The sequence below is a fragment of the Methylobacter sp. genome, from assembly GCF_023227905.1.
Lineage (GTDB): Bacteria > Pseudomonadota > Gammaproteobacteria > Methylococcales > Methylomonadaceae > Methylobacter_A.
Genome location: NZ_JALOCF010000025.1, coordinates 1 through 24,555 on the forward strand (window position 1 = coordinate 1; position 24,555 = coordinate 24,555).

Here is a 24,555-nt window from a genome sequence, read left to right on the forward strand (position 1 = left end):
TCGGCGAGTTGGGCGGCGAAAGTCGACTTGCCGGAACCGGAGTAGCCATGAGTAATGATCAGGACGGTTTGGCGGCGCAGGGTAAAACGCTCGGCCAGATCGGCAAAAACTGTGTATTCGGAAAGCGCTTGCTTGGCAGCGGCCTGGTTATCCTGTTGCTGCGCCATGCGCAATAGCGACACTTTAGCCCGGACCAGCGCACGATAAACCAGGTAATAGCGCAGTAACGTAAGTCCTTGATAGTCGCCTATATAGTGTAAATAGCGATTAAGAAAGCGGTAAGCAAAGCGGTCATAGCCAAAATGCAGCAGGTCGATAAACAAAAAAGCCACTTCGCTGATCACGTCAATCCAGCGTAGTAGCGGGTTGAATTCGATGCAGTCAAACAGGGTCACCTTGCTGTTGATGAGTGTCATGTTGCCCAGATGCAGGTCGCCGTGACACTCGCGCACATAGCCTTGGTGCTTTCGCAGCTGCATTACCTCGGCCAGCCTGCGCCATTCGCTGTCTCCCCATTGCTGAATCCGCTGTAGCTGCTGTTTTTGCGCGTCATTACCTAACAAAGGCCTGATATGGTCAAAGTTCTCGATAAACCAATGGTTGATGTTTGCGCTATCGCCATACGGAGAATTTTCATCCGTCTGCTCAATGGTTTCATGAAAGTCGGCAACAATATCGGCAAGTTGATTGATTTGGTCTGCGTCCAGCCGGCCGTTCCGGGCATGATCGCTTAGCAGCTGCCCGGAAGGAAATTGAAGCATCTTGACGGCATATTCGATTGCTGTGGACGTACCGCCTATTTGGGGATGCTCCGGTGTTCCGGTTATCGGTACGACCTCCAGATACAGGTCGGCGGCCAGGCGCCTGTTGAGCCTTAATTCTTCAACACAGCAAAAGTGGCGTTTTTCCAATGTGGAAAAATCCAGGAAACCGAAATTAACCGGTTTCTTGATTTTGTAGACGTACTGGCCGGTCAGCAGCACCCAGGAAATATGGGTTTCAATCATTTGGCAGGCATTAGCTTCAGATAACGCCTTGATGAGGGTGAGGCTTGAATCCCGCGTTGTTATATTGCCCATGTTTATTCCTCCCGGCGCAAGTGGTGCTGCTGATGTTATTACGTCATGGCATTGGACGCAATGCAGGAAGGGCGGGGCAGTGCTTAGGCCAGACTCTAGCCCGCTGTTTTTATTGCCAATGTTAAAATAAAATCGGTTTCTATCTCGAGCTCTGCTGCGTCTTTAATGGCTTGCCGAACGCCTTCATTGGCTCGCCATGCAAAAGGAGTCATTTGCAATAGGTCGATCCTTTGTTGGGGATTCGGGGCGATTTTGTAGCTGATGCGTTGCGTATCCATGCGCTCGAAGCCCTGCGGCAGAGCGTTCTCCAAAGCATGTTCCTTCACCTCGGCATAGATAAACTCTTTTAATTGCCATAGATGTCTTGGGCCTGGAGTGACGGTAAGCAAAAGTCCCGACGGCTTCAGTATCCGCCTGAGTTCGTGCTCGTTGGACGGGGCGAACACTCTCAACACAAAATCGAAATACCGGTCTGCATAAGGCAGCCGGTTGGCGCTTGCGACGATAAATCGGGCATTGGCTTGTTTTTTAGCGGCAGCGGCTATCGCAAATTTGGCAATGTCGACGCCGTGCAGCAGCATCGTGGTTGAGCAATAGGCTTCAATTTTCCGGCTGTAATAACCTTCGCCGCAGCCCAGGTCAAGCAGATGCGTAGGTGGGTTGGCATTGACCATCATCGCCACCGCTTTGGCCATCGGCTCATAATACCCGGCTTCCAAAAACTCGCGTCGGGCCTGCATCATTTGCTTGTTATCGCCCGGTTCAGCGGAATGTTTGAACTGCACCGGCAACAGATTCAGATAACCTTCTTTGGCAAGATCAAAGCGATGGTTATTCTCGCAAACGTAGCTTTTTTGGTTTAACTGTAGCGAGGCCGTGCACAGCGGACATAGATAACACGAAAGTGGCTGTTGAGGTTGATGCATGCAGACAGGGCTTTACTCGGCCAGGCCGCGTAAGAATTTTAGAGGGGTTGATCGGTGGTTTAAAGAAAGACAGGATTAACTTAAGTTAATCCTGTCTCAATTAAAAGTCTGATCTAATGATTAGAGTGACTTGAAGATGCTTAATGCTTTGTTTAATTCAGCAACAGCTTTTTCTTCGTCTGCGCTTTTACCAATGATTTGCGCTTTAATCAGGCTATCAACGCCTTGCTTTACAGTCGCTTCGTTGCCAGAGATTCCTTCAGCAGCGCCACGTGCTGCTTTTTCATGAATATAAGCGGCATTGAAATCGTGTTTGCCGATTTCAGCTATAGCTGCTTCGATATGTCCAATAACTTCAGTGGCTTTTGCATCTTCAGCGAAAGCCATGTTACTTGCGCCAAAAGAGATAGCCATAATTAAAGTAAGTACTGCTTTTTTGATTAAATTCATCATAAACCTAAGAAGTGTTTTGCTGTGATTTTCAGACATTGCCTGAAAATATAAGGATTGGAATGCAATCGCTTTCCAGTCGCTATGATATACGAATAACCGACCCCTTATATAGCCAATTTTGAATTAAAGAATATATTCCCAAGCAAAAGGGTAGGATTATTTATTTGGTCGGTGTTTAGGTTATTGTTTTTTATGGGCTACTTTTAATTTGGTAGGCAAAAGCAAACAAAGGGCTGTTTGCTGTTTTTTACCGGACATTTTTTAATTATTTCCGAAAAAAAGACAACTATGATGAAGCAGGCTTGGACAGATAGCTTTTGTTCTGCATGGATGAGCTCAATTCTCGGCGCAGCGCGCCTTTAACTGCGTTCCCACGCAGCGCGTGGGAACGAGCAGAAGGTTAGTGACGATAGCACGGATTGAATCCCGTATGCCGCGCCGAGTACCGGAGCTTTCATCGGGAACAGCCCGTTAGGGGCGCTGCATGGAGGTAGCGCGTTGCCAGAGGGCCAGGGATGGCCCTTCTGGCAACCCTCGGTGAAAGCGAGGCGCACAGGACAAATCGGCAGGACAGCCGATTTGCATGCATAGCACCCGTAGGGCGAGGCATAGGGATGTGCCGAGTGATTCAAGCGGCAACCGGGTCGCCTGCTGACTCGCGCCTTCCTGGCTCTCGCACTTCGTGCGCCTTTGGCGTCCCAATCCGGTCCCAGCGGATTGGTCTTTGGTTACTTTCTTTTCGACTGCAAGGATGCAGGAGGTAGAGCACCAACAGTAGGCGCTTTAGGCGACGCAGGAGCAGTTGCCGAGGCGGCGCAAAAGAAAGTAACTCGCCTTCGGGGGCGAGACCCCAATTCAAATAACTGTCGCACTAGCGACTCCTTAGCTAACTGCGTAACATCAGTTAATAATAAGAACTAACTATGCGCTAACCTGGTCAATCCAGTCTTGCAGGTTGTAATAGTTGGTGATGCGGGCCACTTTGTTATCGCGGATTTCAAAAAAGGCGCCGGCAGGCAGGCGGTATTTTTGTCCTTTTGCTTCGGGTAGGCCTTCGTCGGTTGTCAGGTATTCGCCCAATACGACAAATTCGGCAGCGGCACGTTTGCCATCCGGCGTCGCCATGATGACCATATCGACCAGCTGTTCTTTATAACTGTCGTTCATGCCGCCCATAAATTTTCTGAACTCTTCTTTGCCGACTTCGCGTTTGCCTTGGTTAATGTCGTGGATGACATCGTCGGTCAGCAGGTTAAGAAAAGTTTCCATGTCGCCGCCGTTAAACGCGGCATAGTATTGTTCTACAAGTTTGATACTGTCTTGTTGGTTCATAGTGATTCCGTGGTTAATTTAAGTTAAATATTTGCTGATTGATTAATCTTTTTCCCAACTATCCCGCAAGGTCACGGTGCGGTTAAATACCAGTTTGCCGTTAACGCTGTCTATGGCATCAAAGCAGAAATAGCCGGTTCGTTCAAATTGGTAACGGCTTTCCGGTTGCGGATTAGCCAGGCTGGCTTCCACTCGGCAGCCGGTCAGGATTTCCAATGAGTCGGGGTTGATCACGTCCAGGAAGTTAGGTTCATTGTCCGGGGTAGGCACGCTAAATAAGCGGTTGTACAAACGCAGTTCCGCAGGTTGCGAATGCTGATCGGAAACCCAGTGAATCACGCCTTTAACTTTGCGGCCTTCCGGATTTTTACCCAGTGTGTCGGGGTCGTAGCTGCAACGCAGTTCGGTAATGTTGCCGTCGCCATCTTTGATGACTTCGTTGCACCGGATAACGTAGGAACCGCGCAAACGGACTTCGCCGCCCTCGACCAAACGCTTGAATTTCGGCGGCGGTACTTCGGCAAAGTCATCCTGTTCAATCAAAATGACTTTGGAGAACGGCACGATGCGTTTGCCCAGCTCGGGCTTTTGCGGATGATTGCTGACTTCCAATTGTTCGGTTTGGCCTTCAGGATAATTGTCGATAACCACGCGCAGCGGTTGCAGAACGGCCATAGCCCTGAGTGCGTTTTCGTTTAAGTCTTCGCGGATGCAGTATTCCAGCACGCCCATTTCGATCCATGAGTTTTGCTTGGTCAGGCCGATGCGCTCGCAAAAATCACGTATCGATTTGGGCGTAAAGCCCGCTCTTCGCAGGCCAGCGATGGTCGGCATGCGCGGGTCGTCCCAGCCGCTGACGTGTTTTTCGGTGACCAACTGGTTGAGTTTGCGTTTGCTGACGATGGTGTATTCGAGCTGCAAGCGGGCGAACTCGATTTGTTGTGGATGGGCCGGTGTTTTGACTTGATCCAGTACCCAGTCGTAAAGCGGACGGTGATCTTCAAATTCCAGCGTACACAGCGAATGAGTGATGCCTTCCAGCGCATCGGAAATACAATGGGTGTAATCGTACATCGGATAGATGCACCACTCGTCGCCGGTGCGTTGATGATGCACGCGGCGAATCCGGTACAGCGCCGGATCGCGCATGTTGATGTTGGGCGAGGCCATGTCGATTTTGGCGCGCAATACGTATTGGCCGTCGGCAAATTCACCGGCGCGCATGCGTTTAAACAAATCCAGGTTTTCTGCAATCGAACGGCTACGGTCTGGGCTCTCCCGGCCGGGCTGGGTTAGGGTGCCGCGGTATTCGCGGATTTGTTCGGCGGACAGGCTGTCGACATAGGCTTGGCCTTGTTCGATCAGTTGTACGGCATAGTTATAAAGTTGTTCAAAATAATCCGATGCGTGGCGTAACTCGGACCATTCAAAGCCCAGCCACTGTACGTCGCGCTTGATCGCTTCCACATACTCGTCGCTTTCTTTTTCTGGATTGGTGTCGTCAAAACGTAGATTGCATTTGCCGTTGTTTTCGGCGGCGATGCCAAAATTCAGGCAGATCGATTTCGCATGACCGATATGCAGATAGCCGTTAGGTTCCGGGGGAAAGCGAGTGACAACTTTACCATTGTTTTTGTTGTCTTTAAGATCATTGGCAATGATCTGGCGGATAAAGTTTGACGCAGGTTGGTTATCGTTTGTGGACATTGTCTATGTTGTATGCGTTATTGAAGGGAATTCGGGTCAAAAAGTTGTAATTATACATTGAATGAATGCTGCGGAGCTATCCGGCAACTGCTCCTGCGCCGCTTTACCTCCTGAGTTCATTCAGTCGTCTTCTGCCAACGTTTCTATCCGGTAAAATCCGTCGCCGTGATTGCCAAAAACATCGGCCAGCCAAGGCAAAACCTGTTTCATTTCAGCCGCTAAAGTCCACGGTGGATTAATCACGATCATGCCGCTGGCAGTCATGCCGTGTTCATTGCTGTCCGCGTGGATGCCCAGCTCAAACAACTGCACATTTTTGATGCCGCTGGCTTGTATAGCGCGCTCCAGGTCCTGGTTACGCTTGCGGTCAACTACCGGATACCAAAGCGCATAAGTGCCGGTGGCGAAGCGTTTGTGCATAGCGATCAGCGTTTCAACAACCTGCCGGTAGTCGCTTTTTATTTCGTAAGAAGGATCAATCAGCACCAGTCCACGGCGCTCAAACGGCGGCAATAACTTTAAACAGCTTTTTAAGCCGTCGGCATGAAAGACGGTGATGCGCTTGTCTTTGTCGGCTACTGCATTTAGTAGCTTTATTTCGGTGTTATGCAGTTCAAACAAACACAGGCGGTCTTTGTCACGCAACAACTGTTTGGTAATTAATGGCGATCCGGGATAGCGGGTCAATTTACCCGAACTGTTAAAGCGCTTGATAAGTCCGACATAGTGAGCAACGCAGTCAGGCAGGTCATTGCGCTGCCATAACTTGGCGATGCCGTTATCAAATTCCCGGTTTTTTAATGCATACTCACCGTCGAGTTCGTATTTGCCCGGTCCTGCATGGGTATCGATGCAACAGAAAGGCTTGTCTTTTTTTCTTAAGTATTCAAGGCTTTGTATAAGGATGATATGTTTTAAAACATCGGCAAAATTGCCGGCATGAAAAGAGTGTCGGTAGCTGAGCATTAGGTGTTGGTTTTTAAAGTGTTTTGTCGAGTATCATCATGCCGATTTCAAAAGCAATCAGCCAGATAATGATCCATTCCAATATTGATGAATGTCTGTGTTTTTGCTCGTCTGCCAGCATTTCGAATAATTCATGAATGGTTTCCAGCTTTTTTGATAAGACGCTGGTCCGTTGGGCTATTTCAAGGTATTTTGCTGTGACCCCGTAAAAAGCTTCATATTCCGGATATTCCCAAAAGAATTCAGGTGTGTCCAGTAAGTCATAATTCAAAATAATGTCGCTTTTGGTTAAAAACAATTGTCCGCGAATTTTTGCGATTTTATGGCGGCTTAACTTGATTGTTCCGTTTTCGGCTAATGATTTTGGGATATAACTAGTGTTGTTGATGGTGGTGATGGCGTTGGTTTCAAAAGAGGCCAGTTTAATTGATTGCGCCATGCCTTGCGATAATGCAAAGATCAAAATGGGATCGGACGATTCGATTTCAATATGATCTTCAATAATCCGTGTGCTTGGGCAATCGAGAGCAAAAGTGAAGTTGTCTTCTTCCGGGGAAGGCAACGGATTCTCTGCGTGCTCCAGTAGCAACTGATGCAGCTTGGTCTGTTGTTCCAGGCCGACATTCCAGTGCACAACAGCGCCATAAGCAAAGACAATCGACCAGGATTGACCATCTTCAGTCAGTAACGCGCCTTTAATGATCCTTATCAGGGTTGAGTCTGATAGCAGTTTTGCCAACGCGTTAATATCAAAACTCTGTGCCAGGCAATAAGCTACGCAATTTTTGGTGGACTGATTTTCAGACATAAATTGCTCTCAAAAGTTAATGCTTAGTGTGGCGCTGGGATTGAAGAGCTTTCTTTCAATTGATGTATCAGCAGCACGCTGCTGGAATAGGTGCCTGTCGATACAATCGAAATTAGCCTTTATTGCTCTGCAATTTTTACCAGCCAACCGTTTTCGCCATTACATCTGGAAACTTTGGCGTTAACCTTGATATTGATTCTTGCTGTTGTGTTCACTAAATCGGCGGGCAAGTTGCCTTTGACCACAAAGAAGGCCTCTTTATCTTCCGTAGTCACTTCAACAGGAATCGTTTTTACGGTGACTTTAATTTGCTCAGGTTTTTCAACATTAAAGGCGTAGAAAGAGAACGCTGACCCCGGCGCAACGGTTGCTAAATTAGCGGGCAAAAATTTAGTCAGCTGTGGTTTTAAGCAGGCGCTCTCGCCGCCGCCACCACCGCTACCTCCACCGTGTCCGCTATGATGCTCTGAGGCATGGCCCATGCTGATATTAAAACTGCAAATTATAAAAAAGAGGGTGAGTAGTCTGGATGTTTTCATAGGATTACCTGTAATTGTTATTCTTGTCGTTGCGGGCTATATAAGACGAATTATCACAACAACAATGGCCGCGTATGCTGTAGGCTAAAACGCTCCCACATGCGGCTAATTATATTCATAAATAATGTTTCATCATAAAACATTGGAATAGTCTTGTTCCAGCTGCCGGAAATTCATTGACGACATGAAGCGGCTGAAACTCATCCAGGATGAAAGTCCCATCAGGTCTTTGAACTGCGGCGGCAGAAAGCGTGGCGCTATTACCGTGCCTTCTTCAACCAGATCGACCAGTACTTTCATATCTTCGATCATGGTTTTGCCGCAAAACAGCAAGGGGATACGGTCCGGTTTGCCCTTGTTGACGGCCAGGCGCATGAAGTTATAGGTCAGCACAAAGCCTTTGATATAAGTCAGGTCTTTGGTAAACGGCATGCCGTCGGAACTGCTGCCCCTGAACACCCGGCTGCTGAGCGTATAGCTTTCTTCCTTGTCCAAGCCCTTATCCCTAAAGAAGTTGAATATATCGATAAAGTCCGCGCCTTCTTCGGCCAGCGTAATGGCGCGTACCCGGTTGATCAGGCGCATCAGACGGTTGGGCGTTGAGCTGAAGGTTAAAATTTCCATCAATACCGCCAGACCTTCCTGGGTGATGGTCGCTGACGGCGGCCCTTTGCCGAGAAAAGTACAGTAGGGCTGAGCCAAGCCGTTTAACGTAGTGCCCAAATGCACCCATATCTCGTGAACCTCAAGCACGCGCAGATCGCGCATATTGAACAAGGCATCGGCGCGAAGCTTAATGTAATCGGTACCGGCCGCGGCATCGGCGACAATACCGTCGCTCAGCATCGCGCGCAGGCCATCGCCCGGAAACACGGCCTCTATTTTTTCGTTAAGAATGGCGACCGCATCCTTGGCATTGATGGTTTTGGGCTCCTCATTTAGGAAATCCAGTTGCAGCAGCTGAGACAGGGTGGCTTCCATCATGCTGCCCAGGTCGGCAATAGTCGGATCGCCGACATGAAAAACGTCCTGGGACGAGCCGTATAATTCCTGGGAAATATTGGAGAAGGTCGGTTTTCCTCTGGCCTCCAGCATGCGCACGACGTCCAGGTATTCACGGCAGATTCGACGCATGATGACGCTGAGCGGATTGAGTTGGCCGAGCTTGCGCATTAAATCACGCTCAATCTGGTAAAACTCGTGTTTCTTCTCGTTCGGATCGAAACCCAGCGAGCGTTTTTGGTAATAATCCGGCGTAACTATCGGCGATTTTTTGCAGTTGCCATCAAAAAAAGCCTGTTTGATATGATCATCCCATTTGATTGCGTCGAGTATGCGGATCGGTTGTTGAGCCTTAACGATCCGATCCGATAGCGTTTTGACTTCGGTCAGATACGCGGAAGGTTTAACGGCTTTTTTACGCATGTGTGTCGTCCATTAGCAGTGCAGTGTTATAAGGTAAGAAAAAATCATTCACCACGAAGGACACGAAAAACACGAAGATTGATGTTGTTGTTCACGTCTTTTGCGGTAAATAAGAAATCCGAATCAGCCGTACCCATACCGAAACCATGCCCAGTATATCAACAGATTGACTAAGCCCAACGGAATTCCAATTCGGGCAAACTCAAAAAAGCCGAGGCTAGCGTCATGCTTTTCGGCATGCTGAATAATAATTACATTACTGGCTGCGCCCAGAATCAGCAGGTTGCCGGCGATAGTGCTGCCGGCCGCCAGTGCCATGAGTGCTTCGGGGCTGGGATTAGCCAACATCGGCAAATACAACGCGACCAGCGGCACATTGGAAATCAATTGGCTGAGCGAGGCGCTGAGCAACATGATAGCCGGAATGGTGGTCAGGTCTATGCGCAGTTCACTAACCAGCCGCTGCATGATGCCGGTTTGCCAGACACTGGACGTTAACACAAACATGGCCGCAAAAAACAGCAAGGTTGACCAGTCCAGACTTTTTAACAAGTTTAGCCGGGCAGGGCTGAACAAAATCGGCGGCAGGGCGGCGATAAGGGCGATGTGACTTAATTTAAGCTGCACCGGGCTGTGTGTGGCGGACAGAATGATGTTGAATGTTATTAACCCGAGCAACAAAAATAGGGACATGCGAGCCAGCTTAGCCAGTTTTTCATCCAGTAGTTTGACCGGGTTATGGGTCAGCGGCATAGCGGTGATGAATTGTTGCCGATAAACCAGGCGCAAAGCCAGATAAGTGACAATCAAATTAATCAGCGTCGGGATGGCAAGCGCCTTAAAAAACGTCAAAAAAGGCGCGGACAATCCGCCTTGGCTGGCAATCAGGAAATTCTGCGGATTGCCGATAGGACTCATCACGCTGCCGATGGTAATGGCGTAAGCCAGAGCTAATAGCAGCATCCGGCTGTTAATGTTGTGCTCACGGGCCAGGCGCAGCACCAGCGGCGTGCCGATGATGGCGAGCGTATCGTTCATCAGCAGCGCAGAGCTCAAGGCTGCGCCGAACAATATGCCGCAAACCAGTTGCGGCACTGATGTCAGCCTGTTAAATAAATGGTAGGCGATTGCATACAAATAGCCGCTTGCGACCAAGGCCTGACCGACGACAAACATGCCGAACAGAAACAGCATGACGTTAAGATCGATCGCCTTTAATGCGTCCGGTCCGCTAATCTGGCCGGTGGCCAATACCACCAGTGCGCCGATGCTCATCGATTGCCAGATTTTGATATTAAAATGGCCGATTTTGCGCACAGCGATCAATACAAATACCGCAGCTAGTGCCAGTGCCGATATGTTCATTTTGCTCCTGGTAATGAATGGTCTTATAGATTATCTTTTATATTCATTATCTTACATGAAGGGCGCTGTAGAGTTGTTTTTTGTGCCGGATATTCGACGTAATTTAAGGTTGAGTTAAGATTGAAAAACGAGAATAAAGCAATCTGTATAAACACGTATTTAAAGCATGAACAAGAGCGTAACCGACCATGAATGAAAGCGACATTATTTCATCAAGACGAAAATTTCTGAAAAATATGGCTTATGGAACTTTGCTGATGGCTGGAGGCGTTGGAGTCGCAAACGCTAAAGTCAAACACATAGCTAAACATGCAGTACTAACCTCTCACTCGGCTAATCATAAATCGCGTATCCATGATACGTTGCACCCGCACATGGCCTCCTACAGGCATTCTTCTACGATACGTACCTCCAGCCTATTTAACCGGAACTCGCCTTCACACAAGATGCTGGCTTTCCACAACACCCATACCGGTGACCAGTTAAACCTGACTTATTTTGAGGAAGGCCGCTATGTCACCGACGCGCTTCAGGAAATCAATCACCTGTTTCGTGATTACCATGACGGTTCCGTCCATCCTATTGATCCGGCCTTACTGGATCAGTTGTATGATTTAAAACATACTCTCGAAGTCAGAAAACCCTTCCATATCGTTTCCGGTTATCGATCACCGGCTACCAATGCCGATTTACGTAGACACAGCGACGGCGTCGCCAAAAACAGCCTGCACATGGAGGGCAGGGCAATCGATATCCGCATTGAAGGCGTAGATACCAGAAGAATTAGAAATGCAGCGCTGGTCATGAACCGCGGCGGCGTCGGTTATTACCAAAGGTCCGATTTTGTGCATTTGGATACCGGTGACGTCAGAAACTGGATCGGATAGACCCTGGCAAGGAGATGTTAACAGCGCAATATATCCGCGTTAACTAAAGCCGTAAAACAAGACGTTCAATAATTTCGTTCCCTCGTTAGTTTCTCCTGGACCGCCTTAGTTCTTAAGGCGGAACCTCTCCATACTGTTGAGTCAAACAGCCAACATAAAGACTCACTCTTGTTCCCGGGTTGCTTATTGCGCGTTATTCATGGAAATGCTAGTTGCGCCGGCAGCAATCAACACGTCTTTGTAACAAATACGCGCCTATTTGATTGCCTTGGCCGCGGCTTCCGGTGCGGTCGAATTGGTGCTGATAAAAAGCGATTGGTCAGACAGGTCATCCGGTTTGCTTAGAGCTTCCAGCAATACCGCATCATGTCCGTAAATATCCAGATAAAACTCTAAATTATCAAACTGGTCGAAAAAAGCCGTAGTATAAAAAAACAGCACCGGTATCGGTTTTTTCAAGATGACCCGTTGCGTTTTTGGGGCGCTCATGGCCAATTGTATGGTTTCAGGATTCCAGTTATCCTGATTCTTAAGCGCAAACTCGGCCAGTTTTTGAGGGTTTTCAACCCGCACACAGCCATGGCTGAAATCTCTTCTTGATTTGCTAAACAAGGCGTTTGCGGGTGTGTCATGCAAATATACGTCCTCTTTATTAGGGAAAATAAATTTCACCCTGCCCAAGGCGTTTTTTCTCCCAGGACGTTGCCTGATTCTTAATTTGCCCTCTTTCAGCAGATTCATGGTTTCTATGTTAAGACCGGCAGGTTTTGCGCCGTCTCGAAGCACAGAAACCATCTCCATATTTTCCTTTTCAAGGTAATTTCCGTTTTGAATTAACTTGGGTAATATTTCATTTTTGATGATGCTATAAGGCACATTCCAGTAAGGCATGAAATCGATAAAGTGCATTTCCGCCATCAACACCGGGGTTTGGGTTTTCAGCGCATTGCCGACCACGACCTTCATATTAATGATATTGGCATCCGGCTGATCAATCGCGTCAAGTGCCCATAACTGGAAGGCCGGAATATTAACAATAACGGATGCGCTGCCATTGAACTCAGGTAACCAGCGTAGCCTTTCCATAGCCAATTCGATTTGAGTTACGCGTTGGCTTAAATGCACGCTGAGTACGGCCGCAGAGCCCTTTCCGATTTGACCGTCAGCGGTAAGCCCATGCCGTTTTTGAAACCTCTTGACTCCGGAAGCGATAGCGTCAGTGTATAGCGAGGATTTTTCTGCGCTGACATCCGCTTTGTCATCAGGCAAATCGCCTATTGCGACTAAAAACCGGCGTAGTTCGGCAATTTGCGGATGGGATTCTCCGGGGCGCAAGGTTTTTTCTATGCTCAGTTTAAAAGGCGGCGTAGTTACGGCAAGCTCACGGTAATGAGCTAATGCCTGTTTTAATTTTTGATATTGTTTAAACTTAGGTTCAACGGACTGCGGTAATTCAGCCAGAGTGTTTTGTGTCAGACTGTTTTTAATCAATAACGGCAGATCGATCAGCTTTTTTTCTCTTAACTTTAAGTTGAAATTTATGCCTTGCGGATTAACCCGGCCATAATGTAAGTCATGCAGGAAGCGTAGCAACGAAATACTGAGCGCCGTATCGTAGAGTGCTAATTCTTTGTAGTCATCCGGCTTAAGCGTTAAGGCAGACGGTAGTTTTTGCCGTAGCGTTTCAGTATCGTAATTTTTAGATTTCAAGCCGTGGTCAGGCGCATGCGCCAACAGATTAAGTGCATCGGTGATGCTTTTTTCCGCATTAGCAGTGCCAAGCCACAATAACTGATGGTTTGACATCGTATACAGTGACTCAAGGTCTTCGGTGCGATTAGGGAAATTGGACAGCATCAAATAAGGATGCTGTTTGGCCGTAATGATAGCGGTAATTTCCTGAGCTATACCGGGTTTCTGACTGACGATTTCTTCGGCAAACAGAGCCTGCGTGGACAAACCCACGAAAAGAAATATCAATAGTCGGGGCATGTAATGTCTTATGATCTTTTTCAATGTATTTCTTCGCGGAAAGTGCTTGGTTTTAAGCTCGGCAGGTGAGTCGCTACAAACCTTACTAATAGGATAATCTGTTCTTTTGATGCATATCTCATAATATATAATTTTAACACCAACTACCTCATTCGAGGAAATTTGACGGCAGCATGGACAAATCCTTGCTCCTGCATGAATATAGAACGTAGATCACGCAAGAGCAACAGGGCGGTGTGCCGAGATGGTCACCATTTATTGTGTTTTACTCACTATAAGGCAAGTCTATGGCAAATCTTACTTTTTTAGGCGCAACAGGTCAGGTTACCGGTTCCTGTTATTTGCTGGAAACCGACTCCAGCCGCATATTGCTTGATTGCGGAATGTTTCAGGGGTCGAAAACAATAGAAAAACAAAATGAAGCCGATTTTCCGTTCGACCCGAACAGCATTGATGCCGTGGTTCTGTCCCACGCCCATCTTGATCACTGCGGACGACTGCCCAAGCTGGTTAAAGACGGCTTTAAGGGATCGGTATTTTTGACCGGAGCCAGTTTTCCGCTACTGGAGCTGATGTTGATGGACGCCGTCCACCTGCAATTAAGAGACACGGAATGGGAAAACAAGCGCCGGGAACGTGCCGGCAAGCCGCCGCTCGAACCTTTATATACAGAGGCGGATGTCAAAGCATTACTATCGCTACGCAGACCGATAGACTATGGCGTGGAAACCAAAATACTTCCCGATCTGAGCGTTTCTTTTCACGAAGCGGGGCATATACTCGGCTCAGCGATCGTACGCTTGCGTATCGACGATAAAGACAAAATAAAAACACTGGTTTTTTCCGGCGATTTGGGTAACCCGCACTCGCCGTTAATGCGTGATCCAGCTGTTTTAACCGAGGCGGATGTCTTGTTGCTTGAATCCACTTACGGCGACCGCGATCATAAACCGATGGAAAATACCTTGGATGAATTGCGCGAAACCTTGGCGCAAGCCGCGGAAAGCGGAGGCAATGTGATTATTCCGGCTTTTGCCGTGGGCAGAACTCAGGACCTGATTTACTGGCTGGGTAAAATTCAGCGTCAGGGGGGATTGCCGCAACAGCAGGTTTACCTGGATAGCCCGATGGCGATCAAAGCCAGCAATATTTACGCTGAAAACACCCATTTATTCAATGTTGACGATCCCGAATTTGCCGAAATCGCGCCGCTCGGCTGGCAAGCTTGGCTGCCTGAGTTGATTTATTCACAGACAGCGGAAGAGTCGATGGCCGTTAACCGCATTGCCGGCGGCGTCATTATTATTGCCGGCAGCGGCATGTGTAACGGCGGGCGCATCCGTCACCACCTTAAATACAATCTATGGCGACGCAATGCGCATATCATCATCGCAGGCTTTCAGGCTGAAGGTACTTTGGGCCGGGCTATCGTTGACGGTAAAAAGCCGTATTTAAAAATCCTGGGCGCTGAAGTCAATGTGGCTGCCAAAGTGCATACATTAGGCGCATTAAGCGCTCATGCAGACCAAAGCCAGTTGTTGCAGTGGGCTGGTCACTTTAAAGAACCCAAGCCGAAACTTTACCTGATCCATGGCGAAAAGTCGGCCTTGTTATCATTGCGGACCTGCTTCAAGCGCACCGGGTGGGCAGCGGATATTCCTCAGGTAGGGGAGAAGATTACTCTTTAAATACCAAGAAGAGGCATGACTGTCCGGCGTACGCTAAAATACGTAGATATAAACAAACTGACATTCTAAATCGAGATAGCCCGAACATAAGAAGTCGGGCATCTCTTCAATCAATTTCTACCCAAAAGAACCCAATATGGCCGGAGCAAGCCTTTTAGTTTTACTTGATGATATCGCCTCAGTCCTGGACGACGTGGCACTGATGACCAAGATTGCAGCGAAGAAAACCACCGGCGTTTTAGGTGATGATTTGGCGCTGAACGCCGAGCAGGTGTCCGGTATTCGAGCGGACAGGGAACTGCCGGTGGTGTGGGCGGTAGCAAAAGGCTCTCTGAAAAACAAAATGATTTTAGTGCCGACGGCACTGGCGATCAGTTGGATTGCACCGTGGTTGATTATGCCGTTGCTGATGCTGGGCGGCGCTTATTTGTGTTTTGAAGGCTTTGAAAAAGTGGCGCACCCGTTACTGCATTCTCATGCAGAGGATGAAGTCCATCATGCCGAACGGGTCATGGCAGTCGCCAACCCCGAGATTGACCTGGTGGCGTTTGAGCGGGACAAGATCAAGGGCGCCGTTCGTACCGACTTTGTGCTGTCGGCGGAAATTATCGTCATCACGCTAGGCGCAGTAACCGCTGCGGCGTTTGCGACCAAAGTAGCGGTGGTTTCCGCCATCGCGCTGATTATGACGATAGGCGTATACGGCCTGGTGGCAATTATTGTAAAGCTGGATGATGCGGGACTTTACCTGAGTCAAAGGCCGGGCGCCGGCCTATCGGCGAAAATACAGCATAAACTCGGGCGAGTCTGCTTGCATGGCGCGCCGTATCTGATGAGGTTGCTGACCATTATCGGCACTGCGGCGATGTTTATGGTAGGCGGCGGGATTATCATGCACGGCATTCCAGTGGCACATCATTTCATCGAACAGCTTGCGCAAAGCGCCAGCGCCGTACCTGCCTTCGGCGACACGTTGGAAGTGCTGGCTTCTTCTCTGCTCAATGCGCTGGCAGGTGTAATTTCAGGTGCGCTTGTGTTGGTCGGTGTGACGGTAGCGAAGCGTATTTACAATCACTTCAGAGAGTAGCGCCTTAAGCCGGAATATGCAGGCCGAAGAGTCGGAACGAATGGTTAAGGCTTAGTTAATGCGGTTGAGTTTAAATAAACGATTTTGAACTTAGCGGGTGGCTAAAAAACCACGCTTTTAATCACGCTCATCCCAGGCTTCCCGCTTCGGAACCTGTAAAAACAGTTTACAATATCGCTATATACTCATTCCTCGCTGTACTAATTAATCTATGAAAATCACTAATTTTCCTGCCGTTCAATCGAAGATTTGTTCCTTGTTGTTTTTATTTCTTGTCATCTCCCTGGGCTCAACCGGAACATGGGCTAAAGATGCCGCGCCGGATGATGCCGGGCAAAAAAGCACAGCATTTGAAATCAATAAAGACACGCTAAAAGCCAAAATCGGGGCTATTAATACTCGGGAAGGGATTGAAGAGGCGACGAAATCCAAGTTGTTATCTATTTATCAGGCTGCGGTAGACAATTTAGCCAATGTCGAGAAGTTTAAGGCGCAGGCGGCCGACTTTAAGGAAGCTGTCAAGCAGGCGCCTGAGCAAACCAAAAAGCTGCAAAAGGAAATTGAACTGAGCTTGTTGAAAGTATCCAAGCAAAAACTGGAGGATTTTAACCGAATACCGGTTGAGGAGCTTGAGCAGCGGCTTATTCTTGAAAAAGGCAAGGTCAGTAATCTCGATGAGCAGATAAAGAAGCTTGAAAGCGAATTGGCTGTGCAAAATAGCCGTCCACAACTGATCCGCGAGGAAACGTTAGCGGCCCAGCAAGATATGGAAACGGCGCAGAAAAAACTGCAAGCCCCGATCGGCAAAGCGGATGCGAAATTGGAATTCGAAGCCAGGCAAGCGCAACTGAAAACGCTGATTGACTCGCGTAATGCCGAACTAAAAATGCTGGATGCTGAAGCCATCAGCAACCCGGCCAGAGTGGAATTGCTTAAGTCCCAGTTTCAGTTGCTGGATATACAAAAATCGGCGTTGAATCCCATTGTCACTGCCATCGAAAATCTTACTTTAGACCTGCGCCAGCAGGAAGCGAAGCAAATGCAGGATGCGCTCAGTCAGGCGGAAAAAGCGGTTTCCGGCAAGCATCCTCTTATTCAGGAAAGTACGCGGGAAAATATCCAATACAGCCGCGACTTGCAGGACATCACGGCCAAAATTGATCAATACACCGAGCAAAAAACCAAGGTTGATGCACAATCCGCTGAAATTGAATCCGACTTTAAAAGCGCCGAAAAGAAAATCAGTCTGGCCGGTTTAAGCCCGGCGCTAGGCAAAATATTGCGTGAGCAGCGGCGTAATTTATCGACACAGGATGAGTTTACGCAGCAGTCCCAGAACATTCAGAATGAAACCGCGCTAACAAGCCTTGCGCAATTCAAGGATGAAGACAAACTGAAACGGCTTGTGGACATCGATGCGGTATTAACCGACATGATGAATCAACAGGTCGACCAAGGCTTGCCTGCGGACCAGCGCATGATGATACAGGCTGAGCTACGGGTGCTGCTGAATAACCAAAAAGAGCTGATCAACAAGTTGTCCGTCGCATATACAACGTATCTGCGCACATTGGGCGATTTTGATTTTGCCAGACAACAGATGAGCACTCAGGCCGATAAATTTGCGACCTATCTGGACGAGCGTTTGTTATGGGTGCCCAGTTCCGAGCCGATTAACTTGGGTTATATAACCGACTTGTACCATTCCGCGCAATGGCTGTTGTCGCCATTTAACTGGATGGCGCTGGTTAAGGATACGGTTAAGCTGATCTTTCGCCATCTGTTTTTGAGTTTTACCGGGATACTGTGTTTGGTCGGCCTGCATTGGAGCAGAAAATGGGCAAAGTTGCAGTTAGCGGCTATCTTGGACAAAACAGATAGCTTTTATTACACCTTAAAATCGTTGGCCTACAACTTGATATTGGTGTTGCCGCTGCCGTTAATTCTGCATTTCTTAGGCTGGTTTTTGAGCAGCAGCATTCATGCCATCGATTTCACTAAAGCCGTTGGCGAAGGCTTGAAAGGCGCAGCACTGCCTTTGTTTGTCCTGCAATTTTTTTACCGCTTGTTTGCGGCCGATGGTATAGCGCGCAAACATTTTCAATGGCAAAAAAGTACGGTCAGTCTTTTGCGTGCGCAGGTTGCCTGGATACGTTTTATTGTAGTGCCGGGCGTGTTTATTATCAGCAGCACCAGTGCATCAAAATTCTCGGCGCATAGCGATAGCATCGGCCGCCTTGCGTTGATCATCATCATGATTGTGATGGCTGTGTTCGCGGCCCGGGTGTTAAAACCTTCTACCGGCTTGTTATATGACTATATCAACAAAAATTCTGACGGCTGGATAACCAGGCTGCGCTATGTCTGGTATGCGGCAGCCATTTCCATACCGTTGGTGATTATCGGCTTCGCTGTCGCAGGCTATTATTTGAGCGCATTGGAACTGCAGCAAAAGCTCATTCTGACGCTACGTCTGATATTCGCGGCGGTTATCCTTCATGCGCTGGTATTCCGCTGGTTAACACTGGTTAACCGGCAACTGGCTATCACCAATGCCAGACAAAAGCGCAAAGCTGCGGCGGTTCCCGAAAAGCAATTGGCAGGATCGGAAGACCCGGTGTTGCCGATTGATGAGCAGCAAATCGATATTCCTAAAATTAATGCCCAAACCATAAAGTTGCTGAATGTCGTCATCGGCTTTACCTTAGCGATCGGTTTCTGGATGATCTGGAAAAACATTTTGCCGGCTTTTTCATTTCTGGATCGTATCGAGCTCTGGCAGCATCTGGTTAAAGTTGACAATCAGGACAGTTATCAACCGATCACCATGACTAATCTCTTGCTGGCCGGGCTTTATGCTTTTATTGCGGTAGTCGCGATAAGAAATTTTTCCGGCGTGATGGAATTGCTGGTTTTCAGGCGCTTGCCGATAGAGGCCGGCGGCCGTTACGCCGTCAATCAGCTGGCTAAGTATATTTTGTTTTCGATAGGCTTTATCAGCGTCGCAAACGAGCTGGGCGGCAGCTGGTCGCAGGTGCAGTGGCTGGTTGCAGCGCTCAGTGTCGGCTTGGGTTTCGGTTTGCAGGAAATCTTCGCCAATATGGTATCGGGCATTATCCTGTTGTTTGAACGCCCGATACGGGTCGGCGATACCGTCACCATCGGCCTTGTCACCGGCAAGGTCAGCCGTATCCAGATGCGCGCCACCACGCTGATAGACATGGACCAGAAAGACCTGATTGTACCTAACAAAACCTTTATCACCAGCCAGCTGATCAACTGGACTTTAAGCGACCCCATAACCCGTGTAGTGATTCCTGTGGGTATCGCTTACGGTTCCGATATTGAACTGGCCCATAAAGTCATAATGGATACGGTAAAAGCTACGCCTCTGGTGCTTGCAGAGCCCGGGCCTAGTGTATTGTTGGTCGGTTTTGGCGAGAGCTCGCTGAATTTTTCGATACGCGTCTATGTCAGTGAATTGTCAAATCGAATGCCGGTTACCAATGCTTTACATATTCGGCTTGAAAAAGCCTTGCGTGAGCATAATATAAAAATCCCTTCTCCTGAGCGGGACATTAATGTTCTTGCTGTTTCGGGTGGGCACGACAAAATCAATCGGGAAGCGTAATAAACAGGGCCGCCTACCGGTTTTTTAATTTGTAATGTTGTTTATGGTGCTATGATTCGGTCACAGGATTGTTTTAACTATTGAATATACTCAATGAAAAAACTATGAATTTGAATCTGGAAAAAACAAACGGCTGTACTGTCCTTTTTATCAACGAAGAAAGGATAGACGCGCATAATTCAGGAGAATTAAAGGAAGCTGTTTTGCATCTGATAGAACAGGGTGAAATCAATATTATTGTCCAGCTCGAGCGTGTGCGGTTTATTGACAGCTCCGGTTTAGGCGCTTTGTTGTCAGGCTATAAAAATGCAGCGGCCAGGTCAGGTAAACTGGCCTTAGCCAACATGCAGCAACAGGTGTTATCCATGTTTGAGCTAACCCGCTTAAACAGGGTTTTTGATATTTATGCTGATTTAAATGAGGCTTTTGACAGCGAAGCTTAGAGGTTTTTGTATGTGTGACTCGATTATTCAGGTAGAGGTAACCATTCCGACACAGACTAAATATCTGAATTTGATCGGAAGTATCGGTGAGCATATAGCGAAAGAACTGGACGACTTTTCCGGTGATCGGGAAGCGCTGGCTTATAATTTAAATTTGGTGTTAACGGAAGCGACCATTAATGCCATCAAGCACGGCACGCTGACGGACCCTGATGATACCGTCAGAATAACCATCACTATTCAGGAAAACGAACTGAATATCAAAGTGTACGATCATGGGCAGGGATTCGATCTGGAATCTGTGCCGTTACCGGATCTTGATAATCCCAAAGAAGGTGGCTTGGGTATATTTTTTATCCGCACGTTGATGGATTCCGTTACCTATACCCGGCAGGGTGATTGCAATGTTTTGGAAATCGTAAAATATTTGAGCCGATAATAACCATTATCGGAATTAAACCGATTAAGCATGGAATTCAGTAAATAAGCGATTTAAGGTCTTCAAGGCAAGGGTTTGCAGGTTTTAATCGATTCTTTATTGGAGGTGTAGCTGTTAGTAATGAGAAGTCATAGGCATGTTGTAAACCTTGAATAAGGACAAGCAATTGAACAGACTCACCAAAACCTGGCCGATTGCCTTGAAGCATATAGCTGAAAGAGCTTTAGGCAAACAAGCCGGCCATCAATTGTGGCAAAGATATCATAAGGCGTTTTCGGATGAATATCGGGCGCTGGTTTCGCCGCGTTATGCGTTAAAAGATATATTGCATCTTGAGTGCATTTTGGCCGCTGACAACCAAAATTTCCTCTCCCTACCTACATCCTATTGGCAGCGTATCAGCCTGCTTAACCCCAGCAAGAGAGTCGGCCAATACCGGCTGCATTTTTATAGCCGTCAGCAGCGCTATCTGGACGAATATATCCCGGTTCTGGAAAACATGCATTTAAGGGTGATGGATCAGGTGCAGTTTTCGGTTAATGTCGATGGTGTCACCCTGTTTATTAAAAGCTTTACCATCAAGGCAAAAAGCCAGGGAGCTTCGTTCGATAAGCTGAGAAGCCGGATGCTGGAAACCATTCAATTGGTCATGGATGGTGCGGCTGAGAATGATGCACTCAACAAGTTGTGTATTCTGACTGGAATGGACTGGCAGGAAATCGACGTGCTCCGGGCTTACCGGAACTATTATTTGCAGCTCGGCCATCAAATCACCCGAGCCAGCATTCACCGCGCCTTGATTAACAACCCGCAAGTTGCGCAAGGGCTGTTTGATTATTTTGAAGCACGCTTTAGACCGGATCCCGATTGGGATGACCCTGCAACCCGGGAAGAGCAGGCTTCCTTCAGGTTGCGTTTGCAATTGCTGGAGAGCATCGCCACGGTCGCCGAAATTAATGACGACCGGATTTTGCGCACCCTGTTTAACCTGATTGATTCAACGATGCGCTGTAATTTTCATCTGCGCCGCGACTTGGCGGATTATTTCATCGCCTTTAAGGTTAACAGCCTGGGCATTATTGATATGCCTGCGCCCAGGCCGCAAAACGAAATTTATGTTCATGCGGTGGGTATGGAGGGCATTCATTTACGTAGCGGCAAGATTTCTCGCGGCGGCATTCGCTGGTCGGACCGTCCCGATGATTTCAGAGCCGAAGTCCTGGGGCTGATGCGGACACAGATCAGCAAAAACGCCTTGATCATCCCGACAGGCGCCAAAGGCGGGTTTGTCGTTAAAAAGAACGGCTCAAAATCCGCGTCCGGCGCAGCAACGAAAGAAGCAGGGAAAAAAGCCTACCTGACCTTGATACGCGGTTTGCTTGATTTAACCGACAACTATGTCGACGACAAGATCGCCAAACCTAAGAATATCGTATGCTACGATGATCCCGATCCCTATCTGGTGGTGGCCGCCGATAAAGGCACGGCCCAGTTCTCGGATATTGCCAACGCCGTTTCGACAGAATACCAATTCTGGCTAGGCGATGCTTTTGCCAGCGGCGGCTCCCACGGCTACGATCACAAAGCGTTGGGCATTACCGCTCGCGGCGCCTGGGAATGCATAAAGCGCCATTTTCGGGAAATCGGCAAAGACATACAAAGCACGCCCTTTACCGTCGTTGGCATCGGCAGCATGGACGGCGATGTGTTCGGCAACGGCATGTTATTGTCGCCCTATATCCGGCTGATGGCGGCCTTTAGCGGATCGCATATTTTCATCGACCCGAATCCGCCCGACAACGATGCGGCATTTAACGAACGCAAGCGTTTGTTCAAATTGCCGGGCTCCAGTTGGGACGATTATGACCGGACGCTGATTTCAGCTGGCGGCGGCGTTTATCCAAGATCGGCCAAAGATATCCCGGTTTCCGCCGAGTTGAGAAAATGGCTGGGCGTACGTTACAAATCGCTGGACGGCGAATCCCTGATCCGTTTTTTGCTGAAAGCGCCCGTGGAATTATTATGGCTGGGCGGCATCGGCACCTACGTAAAGGCAAGCACCGAAAAACACGAAGATGTCGGCGACCGGGCTAATGACAACGTACGCGTGGATGCGGCCGATCTTGTCGCCAGCGTGGTCGGCGAAGGCGCTAACCTGGGCTTTACCCAAAAAGCGCGTATCGAATACAGCCTGAGGGGAGGGCGCATTAACACCGATGCCGTTGATAACTCGGCAGGCGTCGATACTTCCGATCATGAAGTGAATTTAAAAATCTTCCTGGTCGGATTGCAAAAGAAAAACCTGATCGCCGACTACCAACCGCTATTTATCAGTATGACCCAGGATGTTTGCCGCTTGGTGCTGGTCGATAACATTGCCCAAAGTTTATGTTTGTCTTTGGATCAACTGCGTAGCGCGGAACATCCGGCAGATTTTTTGCAGCTGGCCGAGCGTTTGGAAGCCGCCGGTTATTTCGATAGAGCCATCGAATGCTTCCCGCATACCAAGGAGATCATGTCCCGGCCGGGGCAGGTCATAACCCGGCCTGAGCTTGCGGTATTAATGGCCGCAAGCAAAATGTACCTGACCCAATTGATACAGGATCAATCCGCCCTGCTGCAGGAAGAATGTTGCAGCCGTTATCTGCACGCTTATTTCCCCGAGCAGATCAGCAAACAATACCCGAATTATCTGTCCGGCCACCCCTTGGCCCATGAAATTAAAGCTACCCTGATTAGCAATAAAATCATCAATCAGGCCGGTTGCAGTTTTTTAAGCCTGGACGCCGACAGCGCTTATACTTTGGATCATGTCACCTGTTACCTGACTTTCGACCAGGTTTTAAATGGCGATGCGTTGCGGCAGGCAATTAATGCACTGGACAATAAAATAGCGGCCGACAAGCAATATCAGTTAATGCTGCAACTGGAAAATACTTTGACCGGTTTTTGCCGTTGGTCCTTAATGCAGGGAAGGAAAATTCGGCCGACCCAACAGACCGTTGCGTGTTATAGCGATCATTTAAAGGACTATGAGCGCTATTTTAAAAGCGACTATGCCGAGTTTAGCGAACAACTGGAACAGTATCGGCAAGACGGCATTCCCAAGCAACTGGCATTGAGCATGGTGTTTTTAGCCAGCCTCAATGACTTTCCACTGATCGTTTCATTAACCGCAGAAACCGGGCAGGATTTTGTCGTCACCCTGAAACTGTTCAATGAAACCACTCGTTATCTGGGCTTGTACGAGGTCAACGAACAGTTGGCGAAAATATCTATGCACGACTATTGGGAACGAAAAGTACTGAATGAATTGCAAGAAAACATGAAACAAGTGATCGGCCAGGTGGTTAAAGACATCCATGCAAGCAAAGCTGAAACTTGTACCGACTACTTTGGACAGCCGGACAAAAAACATAAAATCAATCGATACCTGCGTATTTATCAGGACATTAACAGCGCGTTACCGGCGAACCTGTTTCCTTATATTGTGTTGGCTAAGGAGTTGGAGCAGTTGGTTGAAGGTCGTTAAGCACTGACTGGGGCAAGCAATATTACTGATGAATGGTATATAGGTCAGGTATCAATAGTAGGCGCTTTACGACTGCAAGGATGCAATGGCCGAGGAGTGCAAGCTCTGCTTGCTGGTTCAATGCCTTGCATAATTTGCAGGCAAAGCCTGCACTCCATATTTAAGTTGATGCGCATCAGGCAACAGCCTTTCGTTACCCAACGATCCAATATCCGGTGATGGCACGAGGCGGCCAAAGCTATAACGGAGCCTTGAA

18 protein-coding genes are annotated in these 24,555 nt (G+C 48.3%); 7 read left to right on the forward strand and 11 right to left on the reverse strand.

What is annotated here, in order from left to right; genetic code table 11:
* The 10 genes from M0R47_RS11260 to M0R47_RS11305 form a co-directional block, all read right to left on the reverse strand.
* On the reverse strand, window positions 1-1,079 hold a 1,079-nt coding region (locus M0R47_RS11260; protein ID WP_292554563.1), incomplete at its 3' end, for a phosphotransferase.
* Window positions 1,080-1,174: 95 nt separating this feature from the next.
* On the reverse strand, window positions 1,175-2,005 hold the full coding sequence (rlmA, locus tag M0R47_RS11265) for a 23S rRNA (guanine(745)-N(1))-methyltransferase (RefSeq protein ID WP_292554566.1): 831 nt from the start codon (window positions 2,003-2,005) through the stop codon (window positions 1,175-1,177).
* A gap of 120 nt (window positions 2,006-2,125) precedes the next feature.
* Window positions 2,126-2,455: a hypothetical protein gene (locus tag M0R47_RS11270; RefSeq protein ID WP_292554569.1), complete on the reverse strand. Its 330-nt coding sequence runs from the start codon at window positions 2,453-2,455 to the stop codon at window positions 2,126-2,128.
* A 924-nt stretch (window positions 2,456-3,379) separates the two neighbouring features.
* Window positions 3,380-3,790: a ketosteroid isomerase-related protein gene (locus M0R47_RS11275; RefSeq protein ID WP_292554571.1), complete on the reverse strand. Its 411-nt coding sequence runs from the start codon at window positions 3,788-3,790 to the stop codon at window positions 3,380-3,382.
* A gap of 42 nt (window positions 3,791-3,832) precedes the next feature.
* Complete coding sequence (locus tag M0R47_RS11280) at window positions 3,833-5,497, reverse strand: glutamine--tRNA ligase/YqeY domain fusion protein (protein ID WP_292554574.1); 1,665 nt, start codon at window positions 5,495-5,497, stop codon at window positions 3,833-3,835.
* A 120-nt stretch (window positions 5,498-5,617) separates the two neighbouring features.
* On the reverse strand, window positions 5,618-6,463 hold the full coding sequence (gene rlmJ / locus M0R47_RS11285; RefSeq protein ID WP_292554577.1) for a 23S rRNA (adenine(2030)-N(6))-methyltransferase RlmJ: 846 nt from the start codon (window positions 6,461-6,463) through the stop codon (window positions 5,618-5,620).
* Window positions 6,464-6,476: 13 nt separating this feature from the next.
* Window positions 6,477-7,271 carry an RMD1 family protein gene (locus M0R47_RS11290; protein WP_292554580.1) on the reverse strand — a complete coding sequence of 265 codons (795 nt, stop codon included), beginning with the start codon at window positions 7,269-7,271 and terminating at the stop codon, window positions 6,477-6,479.
* A 119-nt stretch (window positions 7,272-7,390) separates the two neighbouring features.
* On the reverse strand, window positions 7,391-7,810 hold the full coding sequence (locus tag M0R47_RS11295) for a hypothetical protein (RefSeq protein ID WP_292554583.1): 420 nt from the start codon (window positions 7,808-7,810) through the stop codon (window positions 7,391-7,393).
* A gap of 132 nt (window positions 7,811-7,942) precedes the next feature.
* Window positions 7,943-9,235: a flavohemoglobin expression-modulating QEGLA motif protein gene (locus M0R47_RS11300; protein ID WP_292554586.1), complete on the reverse strand. Its 1,293-nt coding sequence runs from the start codon at window positions 9,233-9,235 to the stop codon at window positions 7,943-7,945.
* Window positions 9,236-9,358: 123 nt separating this feature from the next.
* Complete coding sequence (locus M0R47_RS11305; protein WP_292554589.1) at window positions 9,359-10,600, reverse strand: SLC13 family permease; 1,242 nt, start codon at window positions 10,598-10,600, stop codon at window positions 9,359-9,361.
* Between the two features lie 188 nt (window positions 10,601-10,788).
* Between M0R47_RS11305 and M0R47_RS11310 the strand changes: the two genes are divergently transcribed.
* Window positions 10,789-11,487, forward strand: coding sequence for a DUF882 domain-containing protein (locus M0R47_RS11310; RefSeq protein ID WP_292554592.1), 699 nt, complete (start codon window positions 10,789-10,791; stop codon window positions 11,485-11,487).
* A 255-nt stretch (window positions 11,488-11,742) separates the two neighbouring features.
* On the opposite strand, the gene M0R47_RS11315 is transcribed toward M0R47_RS11310, so the two are convergent.
* Window positions 11,743-13,479, reverse strand: coding sequence for a L,D-transpeptidase family protein (locus M0R47_RS11315; protein WP_292554595.1), 1,737 nt, complete (start codon window positions 13,477-13,479; stop codon window positions 11,743-11,745).
* A 287-nt stretch (window positions 13,480-13,766) separates the two neighbouring features.
* Between M0R47_RS11315 and M0R47_RS11320 the strand changes: the two genes are divergently transcribed.
* The 6 genes from M0R47_RS11320 (at window position 13,767) to M0R47_RS11345 (ending at window position 24,299) form a co-directional block, all read left to right on the forward strand.
* On the forward strand, window positions 13,767-15,167 hold the full coding sequence (locus tag M0R47_RS11320) for an MBL fold metallo-hydrolase (protein ID WP_292554599.1): 1,401 nt from the start codon (window positions 13,767-13,769) through the stop codon (window positions 15,165-15,167).
* 136 nt (window positions 15,168-15,303) lie between these two features.
* Window positions 15,304-16,254, forward strand: coding sequence for a DUF808 domain-containing protein (locus M0R47_RS11325; protein WP_292554602.1), 951 nt, complete (start codon window positions 15,304-15,306; stop codon window positions 16,252-16,254).
* A gap of 211 nt (window positions 16,255-16,465) precedes the next feature.
* On the forward strand, window positions 16,466-19,885 hold the full coding sequence (locus tag M0R47_RS11330; protein WP_292554604.1) for a mechanosensitive ion channel domain-containing protein: 3,420 nt from the start codon (window positions 16,466-16,468) through the stop codon (window positions 19,883-19,885).
* Between the two features lie 104 nt (window positions 19,886-19,989).
* Window positions 19,990-20,328: an STAS domain-containing protein gene (locus tag M0R47_RS11335; protein WP_292554607.1), complete on the forward strand. Its 339-nt coding sequence runs from the start codon at window positions 19,990-19,992 to the stop codon at window positions 20,326-20,328.
* 10 nt (window positions 20,329-20,338) lie between these two features.
* A complete protein-coding gene (locus M0R47_RS11340; protein WP_292554610.1) occupies window positions 20,339-20,767 on the forward strand; it encodes an ATP-binding protein in 429 nt (142 codons plus the stop codon).
* 166 nt (window positions 20,768-20,933) lie between these two features.
* On the forward strand, window positions 20,934-24,299 hold the full coding sequence (locus M0R47_RS11345; RefSeq protein ID WP_292554612.1) for an NAD-glutamate dehydrogenase domain-containing protein: 3,366 nt from the start codon (window positions 20,934-20,936) through the stop codon (window positions 24,297-24,299).
* Window positions 24,300-24,555 lie beyond the last annotated feature (256 nt).

Bases quoted from the DNA above. Each gene is read 5' to 3' on its own strand.
- rlmA (WP_292554566.1), bottom strand. From the start codon at position 2,005: ATGCATCAACCTCAACAGCCACTTTCGTGTTATCTATGTCCGCTGTGC.
- M0R47_RS11270 (WP_292554569.1), bottom strand. From the start codon at position 2,455: ATGAATTTAATCAAAAAAGCAGTACTTACTTTAATTATGGCTATCTCT.
- M0R47_RS11275 (WP_292554571.1), bottom strand. From the start codon at position 3,790: ATGAACCAACAAGACAGTATCAAACTTGTAGAACAATACTATGCCGCG.
- M0R47_RS11280 (WP_292554574.1), bottom strand. From the start codon at position 5,497: ATGTCCACAAACGATAACCAACCTGCGTCAAACTTTATCCGCCAGATC.
- rlmJ (WP_292554577.1), bottom strand. From the start codon at position 6,463: ATGCTCAGCTACCGACACTCTTTTCATGCCGGCAATTTTGCCGATGTT.
- M0R47_RS11290 (WP_292554580.1), bottom strand. From the start codon at position 7,271: ATGTCTGAAAATCAGTCCACCAAAAATTGCGTAGCTTATTGCCTGGCA.
- M0R47_RS11295 (WP_292554583.1), bottom strand. From the start codon at position 7,810: ATGAAAACATCCAGACTACTCACCCTCTTTTTTATAATTTGCAGTTTT.
- M0R47_RS11300 (WP_292554586.1), bottom strand. From the start codon at position 9,235: ATGCGTAAAAAAGCCGTTAAACCTTCCGCGTATCTGACCGAAGTCAAA.
- M0R47_RS11305 (WP_292554589.1), bottom strand. From the start codon at position 10,600: ATGAACATATCGGCACTGGCACTAGCTGCGGTATTTGTATTGATCGCT.
- M0R47_RS11310 (WP_292554592.1), top strand. From the start codon at position 10,789: ATGAATGAAAGCGACATTATTTCATCAAGACGAAAATTTCTGAAAAAT.
- M0R47_RS11315 (WP_292554595.1), bottom strand. From the start codon at position 13,479: ATGCCCCGACTATTGATATTTCTTTTCGTGGGTTTGTCCACGCAGGCT.
- M0R47_RS11320 (WP_292554599.1), top strand. From the start codon at position 13,767: ATGGCAAATCTTACTTTTTTAGGCGCAACAGGTCAGGTTACCGGTTCC.
- M0R47_RS11325 (WP_292554602.1), top strand. From the start codon at position 15,304: ATGGCCGGAGCAAGCCTTTTAGTTTTACTTGATGATATCGCCTCAGTC.
- M0R47_RS11330 (WP_292554604.1), top strand. From the start codon at position 16,466: ATGAAAATCACTAATTTTCCTGCCGTTCAATCGAAGATTTGTTCCTTG.
- M0R47_RS11335 (WP_292554607.1), top strand. From the start codon at position 19,990: ATGAATTTGAATCTGGAAAAAACAAACGGCTGTACTGTCCTTTTTATC.
- M0R47_RS11340 (WP_292554610.1), top strand. From the start codon at position 20,339: ATGTGTGACTCGATTATTCAGGTAGAGGTAACCATTCCGACACAGACT.